This window comes from Streptomyces clavifer (assembly GCF_036345975.1).
GTDB lineage: Bacteria > Actinomycetota > Actinomycetes > Streptomycetales > Streptomycetaceae > Streptomyces > Streptomyces clavifer.
This window is the reverse complement of sequence record NZ_CP107793.1, coordinates 952,362-975,735: the sequence shown is the minus strand read 5'-3', so window position 1 is coordinate 975,735 and position 23,374 is coordinate 952,362. Positions and strand designations below refer to the sequence as shown.

Genomic DNA, 23,374 nt, shown 5'->3' with positions numbered 1-23,374 from the left:
ATGGGTTACGTGTGGATCTGGTCGCCTATCAGCACCTTTTGGTCATCCCCGTCCCCGTCCCCGTCCCCCTCGGCCCGGTCGATCCCGCCGAGGGCCTTCTCCCCGCCGTCGGCCCCGGCCGAGCCAGCGGGCCGTGTGGCCGCCAGCAGCCGGGCGGCCTGCCGCACCAGCTGGGAGGAGCCCCGGCGGCCGGCCGTCCCGGCGAGACCGGCGATCGGCTCCACGGTCACCGGACCGCAGCGTTCCGCACACTCGCCGGCCACGGCAAGGATCTCGCCCAGTCCGCGCGGCGCCTTCTCGTAGGCCAGCAGGCTCGGCAGGGCTGCGGCGAGCACCGACAGCACCGTCCGGTACGCGCCGGTGGCGGCGGCTGTCCGGACCGAGTCCGCGACCCGGGTGGGCTTCACGAGGTCATGGTCGACGAGTACGGCCAGGTCCCGGCCGAGCATGGCCGTGTCCAGGCACCCCTGGGCAGCGAGCACGAGCAGGCCGTCCACTGCCGAGAGGCGGTCCTCCGGGCGGCGTGCCCCCAGCCCGTACGCCAGAGCGAGGTGCATGGCGTCGGCGGCAGGCCCGCCCGCCTCGGCGAGTCCCGGCAGCACCCACGCCCCACCGTCCGGCCCGTCGTCCGCGCCGTGCATGAGGGTGGGCGTCATCCACGCGGCCAGGGTCTCCCTGTCCTCCGGGAGAGCCGCGAGCCAGTGCTCCGAGCGCGCGGCGTCCCAGTGGTAGCAGGGGCTCTGATCGGGGTAGTGCGGCCGGCCCAGCCAGTGGAACGCGCGCGGGAACTCCTGCTGGATGTCGAGGCGCTCCTTCGTAGCGAGCAGTACCCGGCGAATCCCGGTGGTGGACCGGCGGAACCAGGTGTCCGAAGTGGGGCGGTCGTCGTCCGACCCGTGCCGGAGCACGGTCGCGACCGGCTCGTCCGCCCGCAGCCACGAGGCGAGCCGATCACCCTCCGCAGTCCCGAGCAGAGCGGCGTCGGCTGCGGCCCGCTGGCTGCCGGTCCGGCGTACGCGCAGCAGCGCCTGCGCGAAGTCGACGGGCCCCGGCCGGACGCCGAGCCGACGGTAGGTCCGCAGCCGTTCCACGAGCTCGCCCGCGTCCAGCGAACCGGTGTGCCAGGTCGGTGTGGCCAGCAGGAACGGCACCTGTCCCGTCGTCACGAAGGCGGCGGCTTCCCACAGCCTCGCGTGCATCACCCCGTCCAGCGCGGCGTGCGGGCAGGTGCCGGTGTTCCTCGCCCGCGTACGTCCGTCGTGGACGGACCGGAACGAGATCCGGCCGAGCAGGGACGCCGCGACCAGATCGAGACCGCCGGGCTGCCGGGTGAACCACTGGTCCACCTGTTCCTGCCGAGGATCCTTGACCCACCATTGGCCGGCCAGCGCCTCACACAGCGCCTCGGTCAGCGACGTGCGGTCTGTCCGTGCGTGACGGACCAGCCCGTCGAGCGCACGCTCGAACAGATCGACCTCGCGCGTTCCGGAATGCACCAGGGCGGCCACCTCCTCGACGAGCTCGGCCACCGTCTCCGGGGCGGGTGCGAGCCGTCGTGCGGTGGGAACCGGGGGCAGCGACTCCTCGTAGGGCTCCTCGGCGGGTCCCTCGCCCAGCAAATCCCCGAACACCTCGTGGGCGGCGGCCCTGTGCATCGGGCCCAGCTGAGCCGCGGCAAGCGCGAGATCCCGGCGCACGGCGTCCCCCGCCGCCCGGAGGTGGCGTGCCGTCAGCTTCAGGGCGCGCTCCTGGATGTCGGTGTCCTCGTGCCCGAAGGCCTCGGCGACGACCGGCAGCAGGCCGTCGGTCGCGCACGCGTCCCGGCGCAGTGCCTTGCCGATCAGTACCAACTGGGCTCGGACCAGCTTCTTCTCCGTACGGAACAGGACCGAGCTCGACACCTCGGCGAGCTCACGCGTGGTCAGCTCGCCTCGTGCGTCCAGCCGGGAAAGCACCTCCTGTGCGTGGCCGGCGACGACCGGCAGACCGTCGCCGGCCATCCCCGACCAGTCCGAGACGCGCGCAGCCTCCTCCTGCTCGGTCAGTGCCAGCGCACGCACCACGGCCAGACCGAACCGCAGGTCCCCCGGTTTGCCCCCGCGCAGCAGCCGCTTCAGGGCCGCGTCGGCCAGCGCGGCGCGGTCCAGCACGCCTTCGGAGGCAAGCGTCGCCAGTGCTGCGGGCCAGTGGTCGCCGGAGCGCGGATCGTCGTACCAGAACATCGCGGACGGGGTCTCGGCCCCCTCGAACAGTCTCGGCACCAGGGACGTGAGATGCGGTTCGGCGCGCAGGACGTCGATCAGCGGCCTCCGCTCGTTGCCGTGCCACCGGCCGGATCCGACGTGCGACACCCACGCCTCGACGATGGTGTCCGTGACCGGCATCGGGCACTGCGCGCGGTGTACCAGATCCGCGACGAACCGGTAGTCGGCGTCCGTCGAGGCCATCGACGGACGTGCCGCCAGCCGCTGAGCGAGGTCGGCGAGCCAGGCGGGATCACGGTCCGCGAGCACCTTGAGCACCAGGTTGTACGGAGTGCCCGACCAGTCGCGCAGATCTCTGCCGCCGATCCAGGCCGCGCAGGCCGCGGCGCCGGTGTGACACCCGGCGCCCGCCACCAGCAGCGCGTTCTGGACGACTGCCCGCTGCTGCCAGTCCCAGCCACGGGCCTCCTTGCGCAGGGACTTCAGCTCTGCGAGGGCTGCCTTGCGACCCGTGCGGTCCAGTCCGGCCACGAGTGCGGGCACGGCCTGCTTGCGGCCGCCCTGCACGGCATCGAGGAGCTCCTTCATCGCACACCTCCCGCGACCGTGGCACCGCGGCGGACCATGCGGACGGCCAGCGCGTGTTTGCAGGGGCCCCGGCGTCCTCGGTAGTCCGCCCACCACTGGCAGGTGCAGCTCAGCACCCCGTCCGTCTCCCGCACCTGGTAACGGCGTTCACCCGAGGAGACGGTCGCCGGCTCACCGTCGACGAGGACCGCTCCCGAACCGGCCAGCTGCCGTGCCGCGACCAGTCGTGGATTGTGCCGCTCGGCCCGGCGCGCGTCGTACGGAAGCTCCCGGTGGAAGTACGCCGCGTCCGCGAGGTCGTACCCCACGCGCCCGGCCGTGCCCAACCGGGTGAGGGCTGCCCGCACCCGCTCCACCGTCAGCCCCGACTGCTCGGCGAGGTGGGCCGGCTCGATCCTGGGCTCCCACGCCAGCAGCACGGAAACCAGCTCGGCGTCCGACGCGGCGTCATCCGTGGCCAGGGCCTCCAGCACCCCGCCCTCACCGGAGAATCCGCGTGACGCGTCGGGTGACAGGGTCAGGGTCAGCCGCATTCCCGGCAGCACCACCTCCCAGGCGCTCGCCGTCGCCGTACCGTCGGCCACCGGACCGTAGATCCGCAGAGCGGTCGCGTGACGCAACACCCGCTGCAGCGCGACGAGCCGCTCCGGGCCGGGCAGGCAGACCGCCCCCGCCACGGGGCGGGTCGTCGGCCGCAGGGTCTTCCCGGCGGGCACGACCCACTGGGCTCCACGCGAGGCGTTGCCCGAGGTGCGCGGCAGCGAACGGAGGAACCTCACAGCCTCCGCCGCCGGAAGCCCGGCTCGCAGATCGAAGCCGGCGGACACCACCTGGGCCTCGGCGAAACCCCGCAGCCAGCGGTCCGGCAGCGGGACCTTCTTCTCCACCACCGGTCCGTCCATCGTGGTGACCGCCATCTCGTCCGGGCCGACCCGCAGATGGAGCGGATCATCCGCGGTGATCCGGGAAAGAGCCTCGCGCAGAGGGTGGTTGACATCCACGTTGGTCGTCCCGTGGCCCGTCTCCGCCCCGTCGAGCCCGTCCTGCAGCACGTCGAGACGCGCGTACACACCGCAGCAGCCGGAGAACGACTCGAAGCGCAGCCGGTCGCCGTTCCCCGTGACCACCGGGTCGAGGGACGAGGGCAGCGTCCGCTGGTAGTAGCGGGCGGACGCCACGTCGGCGACGGCCAGCAGGCCCCGCGCGGCGATGCTCGGTGACGTGAGGAACCCGGAGAAGAACCGGGGATGCGCCTCGGCGCCCAGCGGCGTGAGGCCACCGGCGGTCTCCAGGCCGAGCAACTGTCCGGCCTGCGAGGACTCCAGGACGGACGGACGTGAGTAGGCCAGGGCCTGAACGGATCGGGTCATGGGAAAACCGTAGGACCCACCACTGACAACGGCCCCGGACACGAGCCCGGGGCCGATCGTCGACGATGCCCGCTCACTGCCCCGTGCGCCCCGGCTGCAACACCTTGCTGAACAGCACCGTGCCGCCCTGCGCCCGTAGCCGGACGGTCAACTCCCCGCTCCCACCGTCGATGTCGACCTGTCCGAAGAACTGCGGCGACTCCATCGGTGACACGTTCGCCCGGTCCGGTGCCCGGACGAAGACCCGCTCGGGGCCGAACGTGCCGTCGAGCGCGTTGGCCGGGAACCCGCCCGCCGCCAGCGGCCCCGACACGAACTCCCAGAAGGGCGCGAAGTCCTTGAAGGCCGCCCGCTCGGGGGAGTAGTGCTGAGCCGAGGTGTAGTGCACGTCGGCGGTCAGCCAGACGGTGCCGGCGATCCGGTTGTGCTTGATGAAGCGCAGCAGTTCGGCGATCTGCAGCTCGCGGCCCAGCGGCGCGCCCGGGTCTCCCTGGGCGACGGCCTCGTAGTCCGTCGCCCCGTCCGGGACGACCAGGCCCAGCGGCATGTCGGCCGCGATCACCTTCCACACCGCCCGGGACCGGGACAGCTCGCGCTTGAGCCAGCTCAGCTGCTGGGTACCGAGGATGCCTGTCGTGTCGTCGGGCTGCCGGCCGGGGGAGTTGGCGTTGCGGAACGACCGCATGTCCAGGACGAAGACGTCGAGCAGCGGACCGTGGCGCACGACCCGGTGCACGCGTCCCTCGCCGGCCGGACCGCGCAGGGAGGCGCCGCCTGGGGACGAGCCGTGGCCCGGCGCCGGAAAGTACTCGCGGAAGGCCCGCATCGAGCGCGCCGCCAGGAGGTCCACGTTCTTCTCGGTGTAGCGAACGTCGTCGAGGATCTGCCCCGGGTACCAGTTGTTGCGCACCTCGTGGTCGTCCCACTGGATGACGGAGGGCACCTGTGCGTTGAACGCGCGAAGGTTGTCGTCCAACAGGTTGTACCGGAAGTTCCCGCGGTACTCGTCGAGGGTCTCGGCGACCTTCGCCTTCTCCGGGGTCGTGATGTTGCGCCAGATCCGCCCGTCCGGCAACGTCACACTGGGCTCCAGCACCCCGTCCGCGTAGATGTTGTCACCGCTGCACAGGAAGAAGTCAGGGTCGAGGCGGCGCATCTCGTCGTACACCCGGTAGCCGCCGATGTCGGGATTGATGCCCCAGCCCTGGCCCGCGATGTCACCGGACCACAGGAATCGCACCCCGTCGCGGCGCCCGGCCGGGGCGGTACGAAAGGTTCCGTACACCGGTTTGCCGGTACGGCGCGGGTCGTGCGGGTCCGAGAGCGTCACGCGGTAGTGCACCTGCTCACCGGCCGGCAGCCCGTACAGGGGCGTCGTCCCGGTGAAGTCCGTACGGGCCCCGATCAGCGGGCCGTGCCATCTGCGGGCACGGCGGAAGGACTCGGTCGACGAGGTCTCGACCAGCATGCGCGCAGGCCGGTCCGCTCGCACCCAGACCAGCGCGGACGACGCCGTCACATCGCCGACCTGCACACCCCATGCGGCGTTCGGCCTGCCCGAGAGGGCAAAGGCGGGAGCGGCGGTGACACTGGCGGGAACGGCGAAGGCGGCCGAGGCGATGAGAGATCCGCGCAGCACGGCGCGGCGGTCCGGGGCCGGTGTACGGGGACGTTTCGGCATCGATGCGACTCCAGGGGCTACGGGGCAGACGGACTGCCGTGACGACGGGCGTGTGGCTGAGTGCCGAGTCATGCCTAGTGCCTGGTGGCGGCGGGCATGCCAACCACGGATGAACAGCGGGCCTCACCGCTCGGCGAGGGCTCCGCGCAACGCCCACCCACGGGCCGGGCGCCCGGCCGGGGCGGCTCCCCAACCCGTCGGCCCTGTGCCGCATCGCCTGTGCCGTTCAGGCCGGCCGCAGCTTCACGCCGCTCCGGTGGGGACGTCTCGCGGCCCTTGCCGCTATCGGCGGGCAGGGCTCCTGCCTGGCCGTACCGGCCGCGGAACGCTCGGCGCGACCAGCCGTCCCAGGTGTGTTCGACGGTTGTGCGCCCGTCGCTGTGGGCGTCCCCGTCCTGGGCGCACGGACGTCGCCCGTCCAGGACCGCCCTCCGGGCCGCGGGAAGCGGCGGTCACCAGCCGGCTCGACGTGTCAGCTGCTCGTGTCGAGAATGATCCGCGCCACCGCGGCGGGGTCGTCGTTCATCGGCACGTGGCCGCAATTGGGGAGCCTCACCAGCCGGGCATCCGGGATGGTGTGCTTGGCCCGGATGCCCTGGCGGCGCGGAAGCAGGCGGTCGCGGTCGCCCCAGGCGATGGTGACCGGGAGCCCCGGCACATCGCCGGTGAAGGCGGCGCCCCGGCCCACGGCCAGAGTCGGGTGGAAGCCGGTGGCGTTCCGCAGTGCGACGGTCTCCGCCACGACGGCATCGGCAGAACGGCGTCCCGGCCGTGCGTAGATGGTGCCGGTCAGTACGGAACGGCCCGCCGCGCTGCGTGAGAGCCGCTCGACCAGGGGCATCGGCATGGCCAGCGCGGCCCCGCGCATCGCGCGCAGCACCCCGAAGGCGTAGCGGCGTTCACCCTCCGTCCAGAACCCCGCGGGGGACAGCGCGGTGACCGAGCGGACCAGCTTCTCCCGCCCCAGCTCCAGTGCCAGCAAGCCCCCGAGGGAGTTGCCCGCGGCGTGCGGGCGCCGCACACCGAGCGCCTCGCAGAACGCGCCGAGCAGGGGAGTCATCACGGTCCGCAGGTCGTACGTGAGACCGTCCGGCAATGCGGGTGAGGTGCCGAATCCCGGCAGGTCCACGGCAATGACATCCCGTTCGGCGGCCAGGATCCGCAGGACCGGGGCCCAAGCCTGACGGTGGTGCCCGATGCCGTGAAGCAGGAGCAACGGTTCGCCGGAGCCGCTCCGTTCATACGCCACCGAGACCGTGCGAGGGCCGACGGCGGAATCGACCGCGAACGAGACCGTTGTGGCCATGCCGCTCCTCGGGACGGTCCGGCCCGAGTGGGCAGGACGGTGGTGGACGCGTCGCCACCAATAATTACCGCTGGGTAGCTTGCAGTTCAAGGGGCAGGCTCGATTCCTGCTGGACACCGTCCGGCGCGTCGGCTGGGATGGAGAGGTGACTGCCGACACCGTGACCGACCTCTTCGAGGCGAACCGGCCCGTGCTCATCGGGGTCGCCTACCGCATGCTCGGTCGCGTGGCCGATGCCGAGGACGTGGTGCAGGAGACATGGCTCCGCTGGTCGGCCGCGGAGCGAGAGGGGGTGCGGGAGCCGAGGGCCTTCCTCGTGCGGATCACCACCCGGCTGGCCATCGACCGCCTGCGCCATCTGCAGTCCAGGCGTGAGTCGTACGTGGGACCGTGGCTGCCCGAGCCCGTTGCGACCGACTTCGGGTCCTCCGTGCGCGATGTCGCGGAGCAGGCCGTGCTCGCCGACTCCGTCTCGCTCGCCGTGCTGGTCGTCCTCGAGTCGCTCTCCCCGCTGGAGCGCGCGGTATTCGTCCTGCGCGAAGCCTTCGGCTTCCCGTACGCGGAGATCGCGGACGCCCTCGACCGGTCCGACGCGGCGGTGCGCCAGCTCGCGGGCCGGGCGAAACGGCACGTGGAGGAACGCAAGCCCCGCTACGACGTCGATCCGGCCGTGCGCCGCCGGCTCACCGAGCGCTTCCTCGCGGCCGCTTCCGGCGGAGACCTGGAGCAGTTGATCGCCCTGCTGGCTCCCGACGTGCGGCTGGTCAGCGACAGCGGAGGCAAGTCGAAGGCGCCGCGACGGCTCATCGAGACGGCGGACAAGGTCGGCCGCTTCCTGGTCGCCGTGGCGCAGGAGGGGGCTTCGGATATGGAGGCCGCGATCGTGGAGCTCAACGGCGGCCCGGCCCTCCTGATGACCGTGGACGGGAAGCCGGACACGGTCTTCCAGTTGGAGGTCGGGGGAGGGGTCATCCAGCGTGCCTACATCATCCGTAATCCGGACAAGTTGGCCGGTTTGCTCAGAGTCGGGCCGTCGTGGCGGTAGCCGTTCCTCCTGCCTGCCCACGGCCCGCCTGGTCGGCGCGGTAGTCGTTCGCCCTGCCGCACGAGCCCCACGGACCAGCACGGACGTGGGGTTCTTCGCTGCCGGGGGCCCACGGCTCCGCGAACGTCCTGTGAACGCTCTGCGCCAAGTGACCGCTCCGCTCCGTCACGGGGAGAGGATTGGTCTTGACCAAGGTGGTACGCCGTCCTAAGGTTCTCCACGTTAGGCAGGAACCTTTAATAAATAACGTCGCGGAATAGACGCTGGGCGATTGCGGAGGACAGGGTGGGGACCACGCAGCTGGAATCGGTGCAGGAGCCGAAGTACTGGCACCTCAAGACCGTGCTCAGTGAGGCACTCGACTCGGACTTCGCGGTGGGAGAGATCCTTCCCAACGAGCGTGATCTGGCCGCGCGCTTCGGTGTCGCCCGGGCGACGCTCCGGCAGGCCCTGGAGCAGCTGGAACTCGAAGGCAGACTCCAGCGACGCCGGGGAGTGGGCACCACCGTCGCCCCGCCCCGCGTCGGCGTCGCGGTCGCCGCAGCCCAGCACGACTGGGCGGGCGGGGATTCGGACGAGGCGTGGCAGCCCGTCGAGTGCACCACCGGAAAGGCTCCTGTCGCGGTCGCCGCCATGCTCGACGGTGCCGCCGGCGAAGACGTGCACGTCGTGCGCCGTATCCGGGTGACCCGCGGGCAGTCCGTCGCGGCCGAGCTCCTCTATGTCCCGCGCTCGTCCGTGCCCGAGCTCTCCGCGATCGATGCTCCGTCCGGCCCGGCCCGGGCACGGAGCGTCCTGCGTGAACTGCACCGCCTCGGGCTCGATGGCCAGGATCGTTCGGTCGAGCTCGGATCGGCCCGCGCGGACGATGCCAAGGAGCTCGACCGGCTTCCCGGTGCTCCGGTCCTCGTGGTCACGACGCGCTACTTCGCCGTCTCCGGCACGGCCGCCGTCTCGGTCGCCACCTACCGGGCCGACACCTGCCGGCTCACCTTCGGGGACTCGGGGGCTCTGGAGATCAGCCACGAGGAGCAGGAGCGGCAGGCCTCCTGACACCACCGGATCCGAGCGCCACGCCTTCGGCGCCGAAAATCCGGCGCCGGCGGATCCCCGGCAGCACCCGCCCGAAGCGGCCCGTCGCAGTCAGCGGCGGGCCGTCACCGTTCCCTCCACGGCGAAGAGCTGTTCCTCGACGTGGTCCAGGGCCAGCCGCAGGGCGCCGGTGGCGACGGCCGCCTCACCCAGCAGTGAGAGCGTCACCCGGGGCGGCCGCAGGCAGTACCGGGCCAGCTCGTCGCGGAGCGGATCGAGGACGCCGTCGAGGCCGGCGGCCCAGCCGCCGATCACCACCAGCTCGGGATCGAGAGCCAGCACCAGAGCGGCCACATCGTGCACCAGCCTCTGGATGAACCTCTCGACAGCCGCCTGCGCCCCGGCATCGCCCCGTTTGGCCGCGGCGAACACCGCGGCGACGGCGTGCTCGTCCAGCGGGTCCAGCGGGGTGTCCGTCGTGGAGAGGAGATGCTCCGGGGTGACGTCGCGGCCGAGCAGATGCAGCGCGCCGATCTCTCCCGCAGCGCCACCGAACCCGCGGTGCAGACGCCCGCCGATCAGGGAACCCGCCCCGGGGCTCAAGCCGGCGAGGACGAAGACGATGTCGTCGGACTCGGTGGCCGCCCCCTTCCAGTGCTCGGCCACAGCGGCGGCGTTGGCGTCGTTCTCCACCAGCACCGGACAGCGGAAAGACCGCCGCAGCTTCTCGCCGAGCGCGAGACCGGTCCAGTCGGGCAGCGCCGTACCCAACCGCACGGTGCCGTCGGCCTCCACGATGCCGGGGCTCCCCACACCGACGGCGCGCAGGCTGCTCCGCGCGACCCCGGTGCGCCGCAGAACATCGGCGATCACGGCCCGGACCTGGTCGATCCTGTCGTCGGCACACGCCGTCTCGGAGACCTCTCGCGAACCGGCACCCATGATCCGGCCGTCCAGACCGGACAGCAGGGCGGAGACCCGGTGCGGCCCGATCTCGATGCCCAGCAAGTGCCCCGCCTCGGCACGGAACCTGAACCGCCTCGCCGGCCGTCCCTGCCTGCGGGCACCACTCTCGTCGGGCAGCTCCTCGACGACCAGGCCGGCTGTGAAAAGTCCCTCCACGACGCCCTCGACCGTGGGGCGGGACAGCCCGGTGATCCGCGTCAGGTCCGTGAGTGTCGGCGATTCGGCCCCACGGAGGGCATGCAGAACCACCGCGGAATTGATCCGCCGCAGCAGAGACGGGTCCCCACCGGTCAGCCGGCCCACGGTGTGTCCTCCCAGGTCGTGCCCATGTCTGCCGGATCGTACTCGCTGGCCACGGCGGCGGCGACCGTCACCCTGAGCCGGTACCGAGAGGTGACCCGGGTCAGCCCGGAGAGACGAAGCCGGACTCGTAGGCGGCGATCACCGCCTGGGTGCGGTCCCTGGCGCCCAACTTCGCCAGTACTGCGCTGACATGCGACTTCACCGTCTCCACACCGACCACGAGCTTGGCAGCGATCTCCGCATTGGACAGTCCTCGCGCCATCAGCCGGAGCACAGCGGCCTCGCGGTCGGTGAGCGCGGCCCGGTCCATGACGGCCCGCGCCCTACTCGTGCCGTACTCGGCGGCGAGCTGCCGGACCGCGGCGGGGAACAGCAGCGACTCCCCCTCCGCCACCAGCCGCACCGCATGCACGATCTCCGCGGGCCGGGCCCGCTTGAGCAGAAATCCGTCCGCACCGGCCCGCAGCGCCTCGTACACGTACTCGTCGTTCTCGAACGTGGTGACCACCAGGATCTTCGGCGGATCGGGAACGGAACGCAGCACCACTCGGGTCGCCTCGATCCCGTCCATCAAGGGCATGCGCACGTCCATCGCCACCACATCGGGCCGCAGCCGGCGCACCAGGGGGATCACAGCCGCACCGTCGGAGGCCTCACCCACCACCTTGATGTCGGGCTGGGCCTCGAGGACCGCCCGCAGCCCTGTGCGTACCAGGGGCTCGTCGTCGACCAGAAGTACGGTAACCGGCATCCGGTCAGCTTATTGTTCAACCCCGCTTGGCTCTGCAGATGACTGCTGGCAGCAGCAACGGATGCTTTAGGGCCAAACTGTGATGGCGACGGCGGTTGGGATGAGAATGCCGGTGAAGTGGTCGTGGTCGTGCGCATGGCCGAAGGCATGGTTGGAAGGTCAGTAGCCGTAGACCATCTTGTAGGCGACCTCGGGGAGGAACTGGCCTGCCACAGAACCGGCGCCGACGCCGCAGTTGCCGTCGGACTCGCCGGGCGTCTTTATCCACAGGAGCATCTCGGCGCCGCCGCCTTTCTGGGAGGGGGCGCCGATCTTGCGGCCGGCGGAGTTGCACCACTCACCGTTGTTTGAACCGTTGCCGTTGCGGCTGGTGTCCACGACGAACGGCCTGGTGTATCCACTGGACGCGCTCAGTGCGGCGTTGACCGCGTTGGCGTAGGTGATGTTCTGTGCAGTGGTGTAGTAGTTGGAGACGTTCAGCGAGAAGCCGTGGGCACGGCTGAGGCCTGCGGCGTTCAGGTTCGCGGCCATCGTGGTCGCGCTGCGCCAGCCCGGGTTGCCCGCGTCGAGGTAGACCCAGGTGTTGGGGGCCTTCTGGTTGAACTGGGTGATCGCGTTGTTGAGTAGGGAGTTGCGCTCGGCGATCTGGGCGGCGGTCATACAGCTGGTGTCCCCGAGCGAGTCCGGCTCGAGGATGACGACAGCGGGCCTGGTGCCGATGCCGCTGGCAAACGCGGCGATCCACTCGTTGTAGGTGGTGACGGACCCTGCCCCGCCGCCGGAGTGTCCCCCGCAGATGTCGCGGTTGGGGATGTTGTAGGCCACGAGGACGGGCAGCTTGTCCCTGGCGTCGGCCGCGCCGGCGTAGGCCCCGGTCGCGGTTCCGATGGTGCCGCTCCAGTTGCCGAACCAGCGGGCCATGGGCTTCGTGGCGACGTTGTCACGGACAGCGGGCGCTCGTCCGTCGCTGGGAGTGGCGGCGACCCACAGGGCCGGGCTGGAGTTGGGGTCGACGTAGAAGCCGCTAGTCAGTGTTGTCGGGTCGGCCGCCTGGGCGGGTGGAGAGGCGACGAGGGCCAACGGCAGGGCAAGCAGCGCTGCCGTCAACACACGGGGGAAGAGACGCATGGAAGTACCTCAGTTCCTGACGGGGATACACCGCACGGCTCTCGTCTTGAGCGTGCGGAGCGGAGGAAGTGCGGTAGTACGACGTCCCGGGCAATTCCGGGCTTGGGCGGCGATGCACACCCAGACCGTTGGATTGGGAGCGCTCCCACCTAAGAGTCCGGGCTTGTGAGGGCATGACCGGTATCGTGTGGGCAGCGCTTCAGACTGTCAAGGGACCCCACGCAACTCCCCGTTCACGTTGAGGTGACACGGATCAACCAAAACTGGAAGCGCTACCAACTGCGTCCGTACCAGGGGCCCTGGCGGGAGCCTTCAAGTCGGCCATGAGAGAAAGCCTTCGGCGATTCATGAACCGTGATTTCACGTATTCCACGGAACATCCGGGGATTGCCAGACGTGAATCCCTGCCGGGTTCCCCGGCATGATGCTGCTGTCAATGCCGGTGCCACCACTCCTGTCGCCGCCCACGAACACGAAGGGCCGACGCATGGCCTGCAAGTACCCTGACCGCATCCGTAGCTCACCACCGGCCCGGACCCGGCCACGGCACGAGGTGCGCTCGGGCGGGCAGGCCGTGTTCCGGACCTCCGACATCGACCCGTCGCTCGTCGACGCTGAGCTCGTCGAGGACTGAGCGAAGCCCATCAAATGGCGGGACTCCGGTCCAGTACTGCGACCTTCGGGCTGCGCAGGGGTGCAGCCCGAAGCCCTTGAGTACACAGCGAACGCTCCGTAGGCGGCCTGCGGGGCGTTCGAGGGGTGAGCGGTCCAACGGGGCATGGGCTGCTCAGCCTGAGTCCTGGCAACGAAGGTTCCGGAGGTCGGTTACGGGTGCAGGAGGTCAGGACACGTCGCCTTCCCAGACCCATGGGCCGTCGGGGCGGGTGAAGGTCGGTCCGTAGGAGGCTCGTCCGCCGGGCCCATACGTGCTGTGTGGGGTGATGAGGTAGGCGCCTGCGGTGCGTTCGTCGGCGGTGAGGCCGGTGCACCCCTCCGTTAGCGGCGGTGGTATCGATCTGCGTCCGCAGCAGCGGCACGGTCGCGTAGTCGACTCGCCGCGTGGCGGCCGCGGTGAACCTGCGCGGGTGGATGCTCGGCGGCGACGTACCGATCCTGCGCGTCAACGCTGCCGGCATCCTCGCCAAGCTGCCCGGCCAAGGGCCAGGCCGACCATGTCGCGCGCGTCCTGGCCCACGACGACGGGGTCCGCCACCTCTACATGACGTTGCGGGCGGAGGCCTCGCCTCGCGTCCTCGGTCCGCCCCGACGACCGCCCGACCACCCGGGCGTGGCGGTCGGGTGGTCGTCGGGCAGCCTGTGCCGGGCTCCGGTCTCAAAGCTGGTGGCGGACCCCGGCCTCCTGCTGTGCGGCGGTGAGCTGTTCGCGCAGGTCGCCCTCGATGGAGGTGCGGGCGGCGCCGCGGCGGAAGAGCGGGAGCACGGTGCGCTGTTTGCCGTCCTCGACCAGGAGGGCCAGTCCGCTGTAGAGCGCGTAGGCGCCGATCCCGATGCCCGACCACCCTGCCGCGACCTGCGGTGCGTTGCCGAGGCCCGCCTCATAGAGGCCGGTCAGGCCGAAGCGTACGGCCGTGAGGCAGAGCAGCACCGCGAAGAGCGGTTTGGACTGCGCTGACGCACCGGCGAGCGCGAGGACGAAGGGAACGAGCGCCAGGAGGAACACAGCCTGGGCCACCAGTGGCTCGCCGGGTGGGGAGTTGAGGGAGGTCACGCTCGTTCCGGCCCAGGCGGCGCTGAGGAGGAGCAGCGCCGTTGCCGCTCCGGCGTCCCGGGCGACGAAGGCGAACAGCCCGGCGATGAACTGCAGGGGCACGACGAAGATGAGGAGCAGGAGCAGCAGCACACTGCTCTGGGCGAGCGGGACCCATCCCAGCTGGAGGGTCGAGAGGACCGCGCTTCCCATGCCGAGCGCGAAGAACCCCAACGGGAGGGGGCTGGCGATCGGGCGAAGGACGATCCGGGTGACTGCGTCGGTCGTCAGCGGCTCGGTCGGTTGAGGTGTCGCGGAGTCATCAGGCACGGCTGCAGGTTACGTCGAGCGCGGCTCGAGGAGCCGGCCGCGCAGCGGGGCGCAGAAGGCGATGACGCCCCCTCGCCCGCGTCCGGTGTGCCGTAGGAGGTCGCCCGGGACTGCCGGCCGCGGTACGGGCGGATGCCGATGTCCTCGCGCACGGTTTGCCGCAACGGTCCTACTGGCCGGGGTACTGGACCGCGGGCATGTCCACGTCCGGCGACATCGCCTGGGAGAGTGGGTGGTAGTACGTGGCGGCACCGCCGGCATGCGGGAAGCAGACCAGGGGGACGGGCGCTTCGGGCGCCGGCTGGAATCGCCGGGTCCAGGCGCTCCGCGTCGATGGTTCGGCCACCGTCTGTTCTCTTCGTCGTGCGAGCGCCGCCATGATGGGCCTGCAACACGTAGTCGATGCGACCGAAGGCTGTCGGCGGCGAAGGGGTATGCGGAAGCGGCGCCGTCACCTCACCCACGACTGCCCTGGTTCTCCTGGATGGCTCGAGCCGCGCAGCGCTCGCGCCTCACAGCCGACCGACGGACTGATCCTGACAGCCACAGGTTTCCTTTTGTCGGAGAAATCGTGATTCCGGTCATTGGCAGGAGAGTTCCGGCCGCACGGCGGAGGGGACGCATGGCCGGCTCCTCGCCAGGGCAGGGCTGATCGCCGTGACGGGCCGGTGGCCGTCGTCGCAGGAACGGCGTCGACGAAGGGATCGCGGTGAGTTCAGGCGGGAGCGCGAAGGGACGTGCCGGGAATGAAGGCTGCGGGGTGGAAGAGTTCCTCGGGCTCTCCAGCCGTCTCACCGGCTTCGACATCGACGAGCTGCGCGAGGACGACCTGGCGCCGGAACTCCTGGGCGTAGTGCTGGAGCAGGTCGGCGCCGAGACCTATCGGCGGCTGGCCGCGGCGCCCGACGCACGCGATGAGGAGCTTGTGGCAGCGGCGGAGGCTCTCATCCGCCTTTGGTACACGGGCAGCTGGCAGGGGTCGGCAGGGGGCGGTGGGCCGTTCCTGGTGTCGCCTCGGGCTTACGCGGGTGCCCTGGTGTGGCGGGCCATTGGTGGGCGCGCCCCGGGCACCTCCGCGCCGGGTTTCGGAAGCTGGGCCGAGCCGGCAGAGGCCGCCGGTGCAGGAGCCGGGCGGCGGCGATGACGGAAGAGGGCCGGTACGACGTGATCGTGGTCGGGGGTGGTGTCGCAGGCTCGCTCGTGGCCCGGCATCTGGGCGACCAGGGCCGCCGTGTCCTCGTACTGGAGGCCGGCGCCCGCGCGGGCGACCAGGAGCAGGGCCATCGCGAGGCCGGGGAGCGTTTCCTGGCAGCGTCGGCTAAGGTGCCCGGCTCGCCTTACTCGCCGCACGAGGCGATCCCGTGGCCCGAGGTCAGTGACCTGACCGGCGTGGACAGTGGCGGATACCGCTCCGAGGGGTACCTTGTCCAGCGCGGCACACTTCCGTATGCCAGCGGATACGTGCGGGTCAACGGCGGCACCGGCAACATCTGGACCGGGCTTACCCCACGCATGCTGCCCGAGGACTTCGACACCGAGGCGTTCGGCTACGGCCGCAGTTGGCCACTCACGTACGCGGACCTCGAGCCGTACTACCGTGCAGCGGAGTTCGCGATAGGGGTGTCGGCAGACGTCGACGAGCAGCGCGGCGCAGTGGGCCTACCGTTCCCCGAGGGCTACGTCTTCCCCATGCGGGGACTGCCTCCCAGCCGCGTCGACACAGTGATGGCCGCACGTCTGGACGGCCGCCGGGTCAAGGAGCCGGGCGTCGAGGAGCTGGTGATGCTGCGGGTGGCGGGCACCCCACAGGGACGTAACGGCGTCCCCAATCCTCGCTACGGCGGCGGCGCCGGCTTCGAGCCCGTCGGTGCGTACGGGCGTCCCGAGCCGGGCAGCCGTTGCGGGGGCAGCGCGTCCTGTATCCCCCACTGCCCCTCCCATGCCAAGTACACGCCCCTCAAGACGCAGGCCCGCTGGGCCCCGTCGGTCACACTCCAGGACCGAGCCGTGGTCAGCCTGATCCTCGTCGACCCGGCCGGCCGGGCCACGGGAGTCGAGTACCTGACTTATCCGCAGACCGGCGGAGTCCAGCAGAGTCGGCAGGCCGGGACCGTCCGCCGGACGGTGCACGCGGACGTGGTGGTGCTGGCAGCACACGCCATCGAGAACGCCAAGCTGCTGCTTTTGTCAGGCATCGGCAACCGCAGCGGACAGGTGGGGCGGAACCTGATGGACCATCCTGTCCTGCTGACCTGGGGGCTCCTTTCCGAGCAGGTAGGCCCCTACCGGGGGCCGGGTTCCACCTCCGGCCTCGAAGGGTTCCGGGCCGGGCCGGCCCGCCGTCTGCGCGCTCCGTTCCGCATCGAGATCGGCAACTGGGGCTGGGTGTGGGCGAAAGGCTCCGTTGACACGGACGTCGTCGAGCTGATGCGTGCGTCGGGACCTCACCGGCCCGGGCTGCGGGGCCGCGAACTACGGCAAGCGGTGGCCGACCGCGTCGGACGGCAGTTCACGCTCCAGTTCGAGATGGAGCAGAGTGCCGATCCCGCCAACCGGGTGACTCTCGACCCCCGCCACCGCGACCTGCTCGGTCTGCCGCGCCCCGTGGTGACCTACGGCCTGTCCACGCACGTGAAGGAAGGCATCGCGGCGGCCAAGGCGGTGTCCGACCAGATCTTCACGCTTCTGGGCGCCGAGGACCACACCTCTTTCGAGGCCGCCAACTGGCCCGGCCGGTTCGAACACCGGGGCCGGACTTACGGCTACCGGGGCGCGGGCCACGCCGCCGGCACCCACATCATGGGCGCCGGTCCGACCACATCGGTCGTCGACCAGTGGCAGCGCTGTTGGGACCACCCCGGCCTATACGCGGTCGGCTGCGGCAGCATGCCGTCGGTGGCCACCTCCAACCCGACCCTGACCATGGCCGCACTCGCCCTGCGGAGCGCCGAGCGGATCGAAGCCGACCTGGCCGAACGCGACCGGCCCATCACTGTGACCGCCAACCGCGCTTTCGGAGCCGCCTCGTGAGCCCACTTCCCCTGCCGCCCGTTGCAGCGCCCTACCAGCTGCCCTTCCACTACGGGGCGCTGCACAACATCGGCCTGGACTACCTTGTCGGCCCTGATCCGGTGCGCGAGGTACTGGCGAAACACCATCCGGCCCTGACCGCGGCGGACTTCGACGGCCAGTGCCTGGTCTCGCTGAACTACCAACTGTATTTCGCGCAGTACCAGTTCGGCGGGGGCATCACCCAGGAGGTCGAAGTCAACATCGTCGCCTACCCGACGGCGGCAGCGCGGCGGATCCCACAGGTGAGCTACCAGCAGTACGCCCAAGGTCACGACCAGACCAAGCTGCTCGGCATCGCCCGTATCCACGTGCTGTGCGACAACGCCCTGGCCATCGACGCCGGACGCACCCTGTATGCGGAACCCAAGTATCCCGGTTGGTTCGAGGCGGAGATGCCCTCGCTCAACGGCCCGGCGGGCGACACCTGGAGCATCCGCTGCCACGCCGCCGAGGCCACGGCCGACGGCGGAACTGAGCTGTTCTCCTTCGACGCCCACCTGAGCCGGCTCACGTCCGTTCCCGCGAACAACACCCCGATCACCGGGTACGGCACCGACTCCACGGGCGCGGCACTCGCCGGCCCGATGAACGTCTACCAGCCATACCGCTGGTATGACCTCAGCGGCCCGGTGTCCGCGTGCTCCCAGCTCACCGTGCACGACTCGGCAGGTGACGTCGGCCAGGACCTCCTGCGCCTTGTCCGCGACACACCCGCTGCCGGAGCTTGGACATTCCAGTCGCCCCCCGTCGCCGCACACAACCGCCCCTACTACCTCGGATGACAGGCCCGTCGGCTCGACGCCGACGGGCGGTTCCCGGACCTGGCCGAGGGTGGGATCGCGGAAGATCACGCCCCCTCTCCCCTCCCCACGGGGCGTTGTCGAAGGAGGAGAAGCGCACTCCCACGGCCGGGATGGTACGGGGCGATGCGCCGCGGCTGCTGGAGTGCGTGCGGATAGCGAGGGTCCGGCATATGGCTTCGGTGATCACGGCGGTGGAGTCGGACGTCCGGTCGTAGCGCGCAGGGCGATGAAGGATCTGGCGGAGTTGGGGCTGGCGGAGACGAACGGCAAGGGCGGGCAAGCACCCGATCTGAAACCTGACGGTGGCAGGTCAGAAAGCTCTGGGCGACGGCAACGAGCTGCCTCCCCGCCCGAAGGCCGGCACCGGCCGGAGAGAAGACGGTGAAAGCCGGATTCGGTTCGCACGGTATCGCGGTGACGGCCGCGATCCTCGCCTTCGGAGGCCGGGACCACCTGACCGACTGGCAGGTGGAGGTCAACCACGCCATCAAGGTAACCGGCCTTCAACACCGATGCAGTCCTCGCGTGGCCGACCAAGACCAGCGAGATGCGCTTCTCGGTCGCCGACCACCCGCTCACTGGCGCCCCGCAGGTGACCTGTCTTCCAGGAGACACCGGGAACGGCCACGGCCGGAGCCGCGACGGCGAGAGCCACTCGGCCCTGTACCCACCCCCGGCTGTCCAGCCCGGTGACTGACGTCACATCAGGCGACGTCAGCCCTGCCGACGCCGGCTCCCGGTCGGCTCAGTGCGTGGCGGCCCTCGGCCCGACGGCGGGGACGACGTTCCGGCCTCCCTGGGGCCGGAACCTGCGGAGGGTCAGCAGCAGTCCGACATTGAGGACGACCTCCCCGGCATTGCCGAGAACGGGCACCTGGGCCCCCGCTCCGGAGACCGCCACCATTACAGCGGCTGTGAGCGCCAGCCAGGCGAACCCGGCGTGCCGCCACAACACGACCCCGGTGGCGAGAACCACCAGCCCGGTGACGATGGCCGGCAGTGGGCCCGTCGGTGACGACGCGTCGTTCACGTAGCGCAGGGTGTCCGCCCAGCGTTCCGTGCGCAGCGACAGACCGAAGATGTCGTGGAGGGCGCCGGCCGCCATCAGGAGTGCGGTAAGGCCGACGGCTGCGCCACGCACTCCCTTCCGCCGCGCCCACGGCACCCCCGCGTGGTTCGCCGCCGCCAACGACCAGAGCACGAGAAGGGGCGTCAGCAACGCGTGCAGCGCGAAACGGGGGACGTTCAACCCCTGCAGCAGGGGCCCGGCCCCCTCCAGGCTTCCCACGGCGATCACGCCGTTGTCCCAGAACAGTGCGGAGCACACCAGGATCGGCACGGCGGCCAACAGGTTCGGCGACGCCCGCCAGTGGCGCCCTGCGGCTACGGCCAGGCCCAACTGCGCGGCCGCGAGCACCGCGAACACCAGCGAGAACACTTTGCGCTCCTCTCGTACCCTCGAGATATCTCAATGATCAAGATACTTGCTCAGTGGGAGAATCATTGAGGCGGGGCACTTCACGTTCTCGACCGCGCGGAGTTCCCCACGCAACCGCAGAGGCGCGCGGGGTACGAGTCCTCCATCACCCGGGCGATGATCAGGAAGCGGTACCGCGGTCCCTTGAGCGTCCGCCGGCGCCACCCGCCGGGGACGGGCACTGCGGCGGCTTCGTCCGATATCCCCGAGGCCACCGCGGCCACGCGAGCGGCACGGCGATCCGGGCTGGGCTTCGCACTTCGGACAGGCGTGCGCCTCGACGTCGTCGGCGTCCGACCGGTCGGCCGGGGCCAAGCCCTTGCCTCGACCGTACATGTGACAGAACAGCCGGTCCGGACTGGTGTTGGCCTCCTGCCGCAGCCAGTTGCTGACATCGATCGCCACAACCAGCCGCCACTCCGCCTTCCGGGGAGGGCGCCGACGAGCAGAGCACACCCACCATGCTGCCGCCGTGCCGGCGGGCTCCCGGTGCGACGGGCTGCAGGTGGGACTTCGACTGAACGCCGCCCGGCACCGCGACGATCTGGTTCTGCTCGCCGCGCACGCACCGCACGGTGCGGGGATGGCGGTGTTCGGGGCCGAAGGCTGTCCCGGAGAGGTGACCGAGTGCCCGATATACGGGCTGTTCGCCTGCGCACCCGATGTCCGGTACGTACGCTGTGGCCGTGCCGCCCAACGGGGCGGGCCGGCCGTGCGACCGGTGGAGGAAGCGCCCGGTCGCCGCAGGGCGCGCCTCTGGCGCGGCAAGGAGGAGACATGGCGGAACAGGCCGGGATCGAGGGTGTTCCCGCGTTGCCGAAACTGCCCGCGAAGCTGGAGCGGCAGTATCAGGCCATGCTGGCGGCGATGGACCGGGAGTGGCCCGGCACCATCACCGACGTCAGCTTCGAGCAACTGAACCAGGACCAACAGGCCCTGTTCAACGGGACGGTGACGTTCGGGGTCACCGAGGAGGACGTGCGGCAGCGGATCGATCTCGCCTGGGACGAGCAGAACAGCACCCTCGCCACCACGCCCGCCCTCCCCGCATGGACCCACTGTTCGAGCCGGATTCTTGGCGCGGGCAGGCACGTTCTGGGTGACTCCATCTGTCCGTCGGCGGGATCCTGGCGGCTCTGCTGGCCGTGGCTCACCCTGAAACAGGTCAGGTGGACCGGCAAGGGCCGGGAGCCGGGCGAGGATGAAAGCTTCGTGCTGCATCTGGAGATCACCCCTGGGATCGCCGCGGACCTCAGGCGGGCCGAGCGGGAGCACGCCGTCGACCTCACCCAGACGCTCTTCTGGTCCACCGCGCAACTCGTCCACGAGGCAGCCGAGCTGTCGTACGCCTCCAACGAAGAGGACGGACTGGATGCGCTGTGCCAGAGCCTGAACGAGCGCGGACTGCGGTACCTGGTGCCTGCCGAACCGCACACCCTGGCCAACTGGGGGGAGCGCCTTTTCGTCGTCCAGTCCTACCTGTCCTCCGAGAGTTTCAAGCGCCGGGACACCGACAGCCTTGCCCAGGCGGCCCCGCACGGTGTGGTCAGCTACCGGGCTCGCAGCGAGACGGGCGCCGACGGCCGACTGGTCGTCGTCGTCACACCCGTGTTCAGCATTCCGCATGAGCACAGGCCGGTGGTCGACCCCTCGAAGATCGTTCCGGTGTTCAAGGGGGATGTACTGGAACCGCCAAACATTTCGACCCTGCCCGAGCTGAGCTGACACCGGCCCCGGTCCGGGGACGAGCGGCACCGCGACCGGCCCCGCCTCCACCAGCTCCAGGACCGCTACGGGACAACCCTTGGTTGCGGGCACCTCCGAGTGCGTTGCCGGAGGTTCGGGCCAGTACTCGGAGTCCTTGACCATTACTCTTCGTGATGAACGCCCCTTGCTTGTACATCACTTGCTGAAGCTGGAGTGTGGCAGCAGCGCCATCTCGCGTGCGTTCTTGATCGCCGCGGCGATCTGTCGCTGCTGCTGGGCGCTGATCCGGGTGACCCTGCGGCTGCGGATCTTGCCGCGGTCGGAGACGAACTTCCGCAGCAGATCGGTGTCCTTGTAGTCGATGTATGTGATCTTGGCCGCGTTGAGCGGGTTCGGGCGGTCCTTGACCGGCTTACGGGCTTCCTGGCGTCGAGCCATCGGTCTTCCTCACAGGTCTGGGTGCGCGGGTGTCTGGGTGCGCCGGGCGGTCAGCGGACCGGGTCGAGGAGTGCGTCGAACGCGGCGGGCAGGGTCTTCCACGCCGTGCGGCCTGCTTCGTATTCGCCGTCGGTCAGCAGGCAGGAATCGAGCAGAGCGGTCAGGCCGTCCTGGTCGAGGCCGGGGGAGATGAAGACCAGGTGCTGGCAGCAGTCGCCGTGCTCGGGGTGCCAGTCCAATGCGGCGGCCGCCCGTCGGACCGGCGGGATCATGTCCCAGGCGGCGTCCGGGAGGGACGCGAGCCAGGGGCCGTTGTTCTCGACGCAGAGCGCGCCGCCCGCCGCGTCCCAGGACAGGAGGGTGTCGGGCCGGTCGGCGAGCCAGAACCGGCCCCGGCTGCGGGCGGCCGCGCAGCTCAGGTCCTCCAGCGCCTCGTAGAGGCGCTCGGGATGGAACGGGCGGTGCTTGCGCCAGACGAGAGTGCTGACGCCGGACTCTTCGGCCTCCTGGGGCAGCAGGGCGCAGGCGGGATGCTGGCCAGCACCGGCCGCTTCCACGTCGAACCCCGCCAGAGCCAGCTTCGCCAGCTCGGATGAGCCTGCTTCCGCCCGAGGCGCGGTCGGGTGCAACTGGCGGAGCAGTGCCCGGTCCTCGTCGTCCGCCTCGGCGTTTTCCACGAGGCCGATGACGGAGGCGTATTCGAGTTGCCTGGCCCAGGTATCGCCGACGGTCCGCTGGTCGGTGGCGGCGGCTGCCAGGCCGACTTCGGCGAGGTCGTCGCCGTTGGCGAGGTAGGGCAGCACGAGGCCGGGATCGACGGCGGTGATCACACCGGTCACTTCGACCAGGCCCTCGCCGTGTGCGGCGATGACCTCGGCCATGGCCCTGGGCTCGACGGAGTCCCACAGTTCGACGACGGCCATCTTGGTTTCACCGTCGACCGCAAGGCGCTCCAGTTCTGGCATCAGGTCCTCGCGCAGGGCGCAGCAGGCGCAGTCGTTCACCAAGGGAGCCTCGCCGTTGGAAAGCATCCCGGAGGTGTCACGTGCGGTTCGGTGCACCGTGCCCTTCTCCGCCGTGGCCAGGTCGTGGTGCAGCGCGACGCTGTGAGGCACGTCCTTCAATAGCCCTTCCACGACCTGGTGGCGTGCGTCCGAGTGGAGCCCGCTGACGATGACGACGGAGAGCTTGTGCTTGGCCTCCATCACCGGCCCTCACGATGGCCGTAGCGTCGCTCGAAGCGCTCGACGCGCCCCGCGGTGTCCAGAACCCGGGCGGTGCCGGTGTAGAAGGGGTGGCTCGCGGAGGAGATCTCCACGTCCACGACGGGGTAGGTGTTGCCGTCCTCCCACTCGACGGTCCGGTCGCTGGTCAGGGTGGAGCGGGTAAGGAAGGAGAAGTCGGCGGTCTTGTCGCGGAAGACGACAGGGCGGTAGGCGGGATGGGTTCCGGGCTTCATGGCGTG

At 70.6% G+C, this 23,374-nt stretch carries 21 protein-coding genes; 7 read left to right on the top strand and 14 right to left on the bottom strand.

Translation table 11 applies throughout. The features are described from left to right. Positions 1 to 5: 5 nt before the first annotated feature. The 4 genes from OG927_RS03980 to OG927_RS03965 form a co-directional block, all read right to left on the bottom strand. Positions 6 to 2,792 (bottom strand): DUF6493 family protein, encoded by a 2,787-nt coding sequence (locus OG927_RS03980; protein ID WP_330319711.1) that lies wholly within the window; start codon positions 2,790 to 2,792, stop codon positions 6 to 8. Beyond that, a complete protein-coding gene (locus tag OG927_RS03975; protein WP_124283025.1) occupies positions 2,789 to 4,162 on the bottom strand; it encodes an SWIM zinc finger family protein in 1,374 nt (457 codons plus the stop codon). The genes OG927_RS03980 and OG927_RS03975 overlap by 4 nt, the downstream gene beginning before the upstream one ends. Before the next feature lie 73 nt (positions 4,163 to 4,235). Next, the gene (locus OG927_RS03970) at positions 4,236 to 5,843 is read right to left on the bottom strand and encodes an alkaline phosphatase D family protein (protein ID WP_056795676.1); all 1,608 of its coding nucleotides are present in this window, start codon (positions 5,841 to 5,843) and stop codon (positions 4,236 to 4,238) included. Positions 5,844 to 6,315: 472 nt separating this feature from the next. Next, entirely contained in the window at positions 6,316 to 7,149 is an 834-nt protein-coding gene (locus tag OG927_RS03965; RefSeq protein WP_124283026.1) for an alpha/beta fold hydrolase, read from the bottom strand. Positions 7,150 to 7,294: 145 nt separating this feature from the next. On the opposite strand from OG927_RS03965, the gene OG927_RS03960 reads away from it, so the two are divergent. Next, the gene (locus OG927_RS03960; RefSeq protein WP_330319710.1) at positions 7,295 to 8,194 is read left to right on the top strand and encodes an RNA polymerase sigma-70 factor; all 900 of its coding nucleotides are present in this window, start codon (positions 7,295 to 7,297) and stop codon (positions 8,192 to 8,194) included. Positions 8,195 to 8,479: 285 nt separating this feature from the next. Then, a complete protein-coding gene (locus OG927_RS03955; protein ID WP_056795669.1) occupies positions 8,480 to 9,247 on the top strand; it encodes a GntR family transcriptional regulator in 768 nt (255 codons plus the stop codon). Positions 9,248 to 9,337: 90 nt separating this feature from the next. On the opposite strand, the gene OG927_RS03950 is transcribed toward OG927_RS03955, so the two are convergent. From OG927_RS03950 to OG927_RS03940, 3 genes are all read right to left on the bottom strand, one after another. Further along, positions 9,338 to 10,495, bottom strand: coding sequence for an ROK family transcriptional regulator (locus OG927_RS03950; protein ID WP_056795665.1), 1,158 nt, complete (start codon positions 10,493 to 10,495; stop codon positions 9,338 to 9,340). A gap of 100 nt (positions 10,496 to 10,595) precedes the next feature. Next, positions 10,596 to 11,246, bottom strand: coding sequence for a response regulator (locus tag OG927_RS03945; protein WP_056795662.1), 651 nt, complete (start codon positions 11,244 to 11,246; stop codon positions 10,596 to 10,598). A gap of 159 nt (positions 11,247 to 11,405) precedes the next feature. Next, positions 11,406 to 12,374 carry a glycoside hydrolase family 6 protein gene (locus OG927_RS03940; protein ID WP_330319709.1) on the bottom strand — a complete coding sequence of 323 codons (969 nt, stop codon included), beginning with the start codon at positions 12,372 to 12,374 and terminating at the stop codon, positions 11,406 to 11,408. A gap of 487 nt (positions 12,375 to 12,861) precedes the next feature. Here OG927_RS03940 and OG927_RS03935 point away from each other — a divergent pair, with 487 nt between their 5' ends. Beyond that, positions 12,862 to 13,008: a hypothetical protein gene (locus tag OG927_RS03935; protein WP_157862826.1), complete on the top strand. Its 147-nt coding sequence runs from the start codon at positions 12,862 to 12,864 to the stop codon at positions 13,006 to 13,008. 699 nt (positions 13,009 to 13,707) lie between these two features. Here the strand turns inward: OG927_RS03935 and OG927_RS03930 are convergent. After that, positions 13,708 to 14,412 (bottom strand): GPR1/FUN34/YaaH family transporter, encoded by a 705-nt coding sequence (locus OG927_RS03930; RefSeq protein WP_330319708.1) that lies wholly within the window; start codon positions 14,410 to 14,412, stop codon positions 13,708 to 13,710. A gap of 169 nt (positions 14,413 to 14,581) precedes the next feature. Continuing rightward, positions 14,582 to 14,758, bottom strand: a complete 177-nt coding sequence (locus OG927_RS03925; protein WP_330319707.1) for a thioesterase domain-containing protein — start codon at positions 14,756 to 14,758, stop codon at positions 14,582 to 14,584. A 414-nt stretch (positions 14,759 to 15,172) separates the two neighbouring features. On the opposite strand from OG927_RS03925, the gene OG927_RS03920 reads away from it, so the two are divergent. Genes OG927_RS03920 through OG927_RS03910 form a run of 3 tightly spaced genes read left to right on the top strand, consistent with a single transcriptional unit; the run spans position 15,173 to position 18,266 of the window. After that, positions 15,173 to 15,556, top strand: coding sequence for a hypothetical protein (locus tag OG927_RS03920; protein ID WP_330319706.1), 384 nt, complete (start codon positions 15,173 to 15,175; stop codon positions 15,554 to 15,556). Then, positions 15,553 to 17,442, top strand: a complete 1,890-nt coding sequence (locus OG927_RS03915) for a GMC family oxidoreductase (RefSeq protein ID WP_330319705.1) — start codon at positions 15,553 to 15,555, stop codon at positions 17,440 to 17,442. Before OG927_RS03920 ends, OG927_RS03915 begins: the two co-directional genes overlap by 4 nt. Then, the gene (locus OG927_RS03910) at positions 17,439 to 18,266 is read left to right on the top strand and encodes a hypothetical protein (RefSeq protein ID WP_330319704.1); all 828 of its coding nucleotides are present in this window, start codon (positions 17,439 to 17,441) and stop codon (positions 18,264 to 18,266) included. Before OG927_RS03915 ends, OG927_RS03910 begins: the two co-directional genes overlap by 4 nt. Before the next feature lie 766 nt (positions 18,267 to 19,032). Here OG927_RS03910 and OG927_RS03905 read toward each other — a convergent pair. Both OG927_RS03905 and OG927_RS36180 read right to left on the bottom strand, forming a co-directional pair. Continuing rightward, complete coding sequence (locus tag OG927_RS03905; protein ID WP_124283032.1) at positions 19,033 to 19,725, bottom strand: hypothetical protein; 693 nt, start codon at positions 19,723 to 19,725, stop codon at positions 19,033 to 19,035. Positions 19,726 to 19,755: 30 nt separating this feature from the next. Further along, positions 19,756 to 20,100, bottom strand: a complete 345-nt coding sequence (locus tag OG927_RS36180; protein WP_455712520.1) for a zinc finger domain-containing protein — start codon at positions 20,098 to 20,100, stop codon at positions 19,756 to 19,758. Positions 20,101 to 20,541: 441 nt separating this feature from the next. Here OG927_RS36180 and OG927_RS03900 point away from each other — a divergent pair, with 441 nt between their 5' ends. Beyond that, the gene (locus tag OG927_RS03900; protein WP_330319703.1) at positions 20,542 to 21,489 is read left to right on the top strand and encodes a hypothetical protein; all 948 of its coding nucleotides are present in this window, start codon (positions 20,542 to 20,544) and stop codon (positions 21,487 to 21,489) included. A 177-nt stretch (positions 21,490 to 21,666) separates the two neighbouring features. Here OG927_RS03900 and rpsR read toward each other — a convergent pair whose 3' ends face one another. From rpsR to OG927_RS03885, 3 genes are read right to left on the bottom strand one after another with little or no spacing between them, the layout of a single operon-like run. Next, positions 21,667 to 21,909 carry a 30S ribosomal protein S18 gene (gene rpsR / locus OG927_RS03895; protein ID WP_056795632.1) on the bottom strand — a complete coding sequence of 81 codons (243 nt, stop codon included), beginning with the start codon at positions 21,907 to 21,909 and terminating at the stop codon, positions 21,667 to 21,669. Between the two features lie 50 nt (positions 21,910 to 21,959). Beyond that, a complete protein-coding gene (locus OG927_RS03890; RefSeq protein ID WP_330319702.1) occupies positions 21,960 to 23,114 on the bottom strand; it encodes a CobW family GTP-binding protein in 1,155 nt (384 codons plus the stop codon). Beyond that, the gene (locus OG927_RS03885; RefSeq protein WP_056795627.1) at positions 23,114 to 23,368 is read right to left on the bottom strand and encodes a type B 50S ribosomal protein L31; all 255 of its coding nucleotides are present in this window, start codon (positions 23,366 to 23,368) and stop codon (positions 23,114 to 23,116) included. Before OG927_RS03885 ends, OG927_RS03890 begins: the two co-directional genes overlap by 1 nt. Between the last annotated feature and the right edge of the window lie 6 nt (positions 23,369 to 23,374).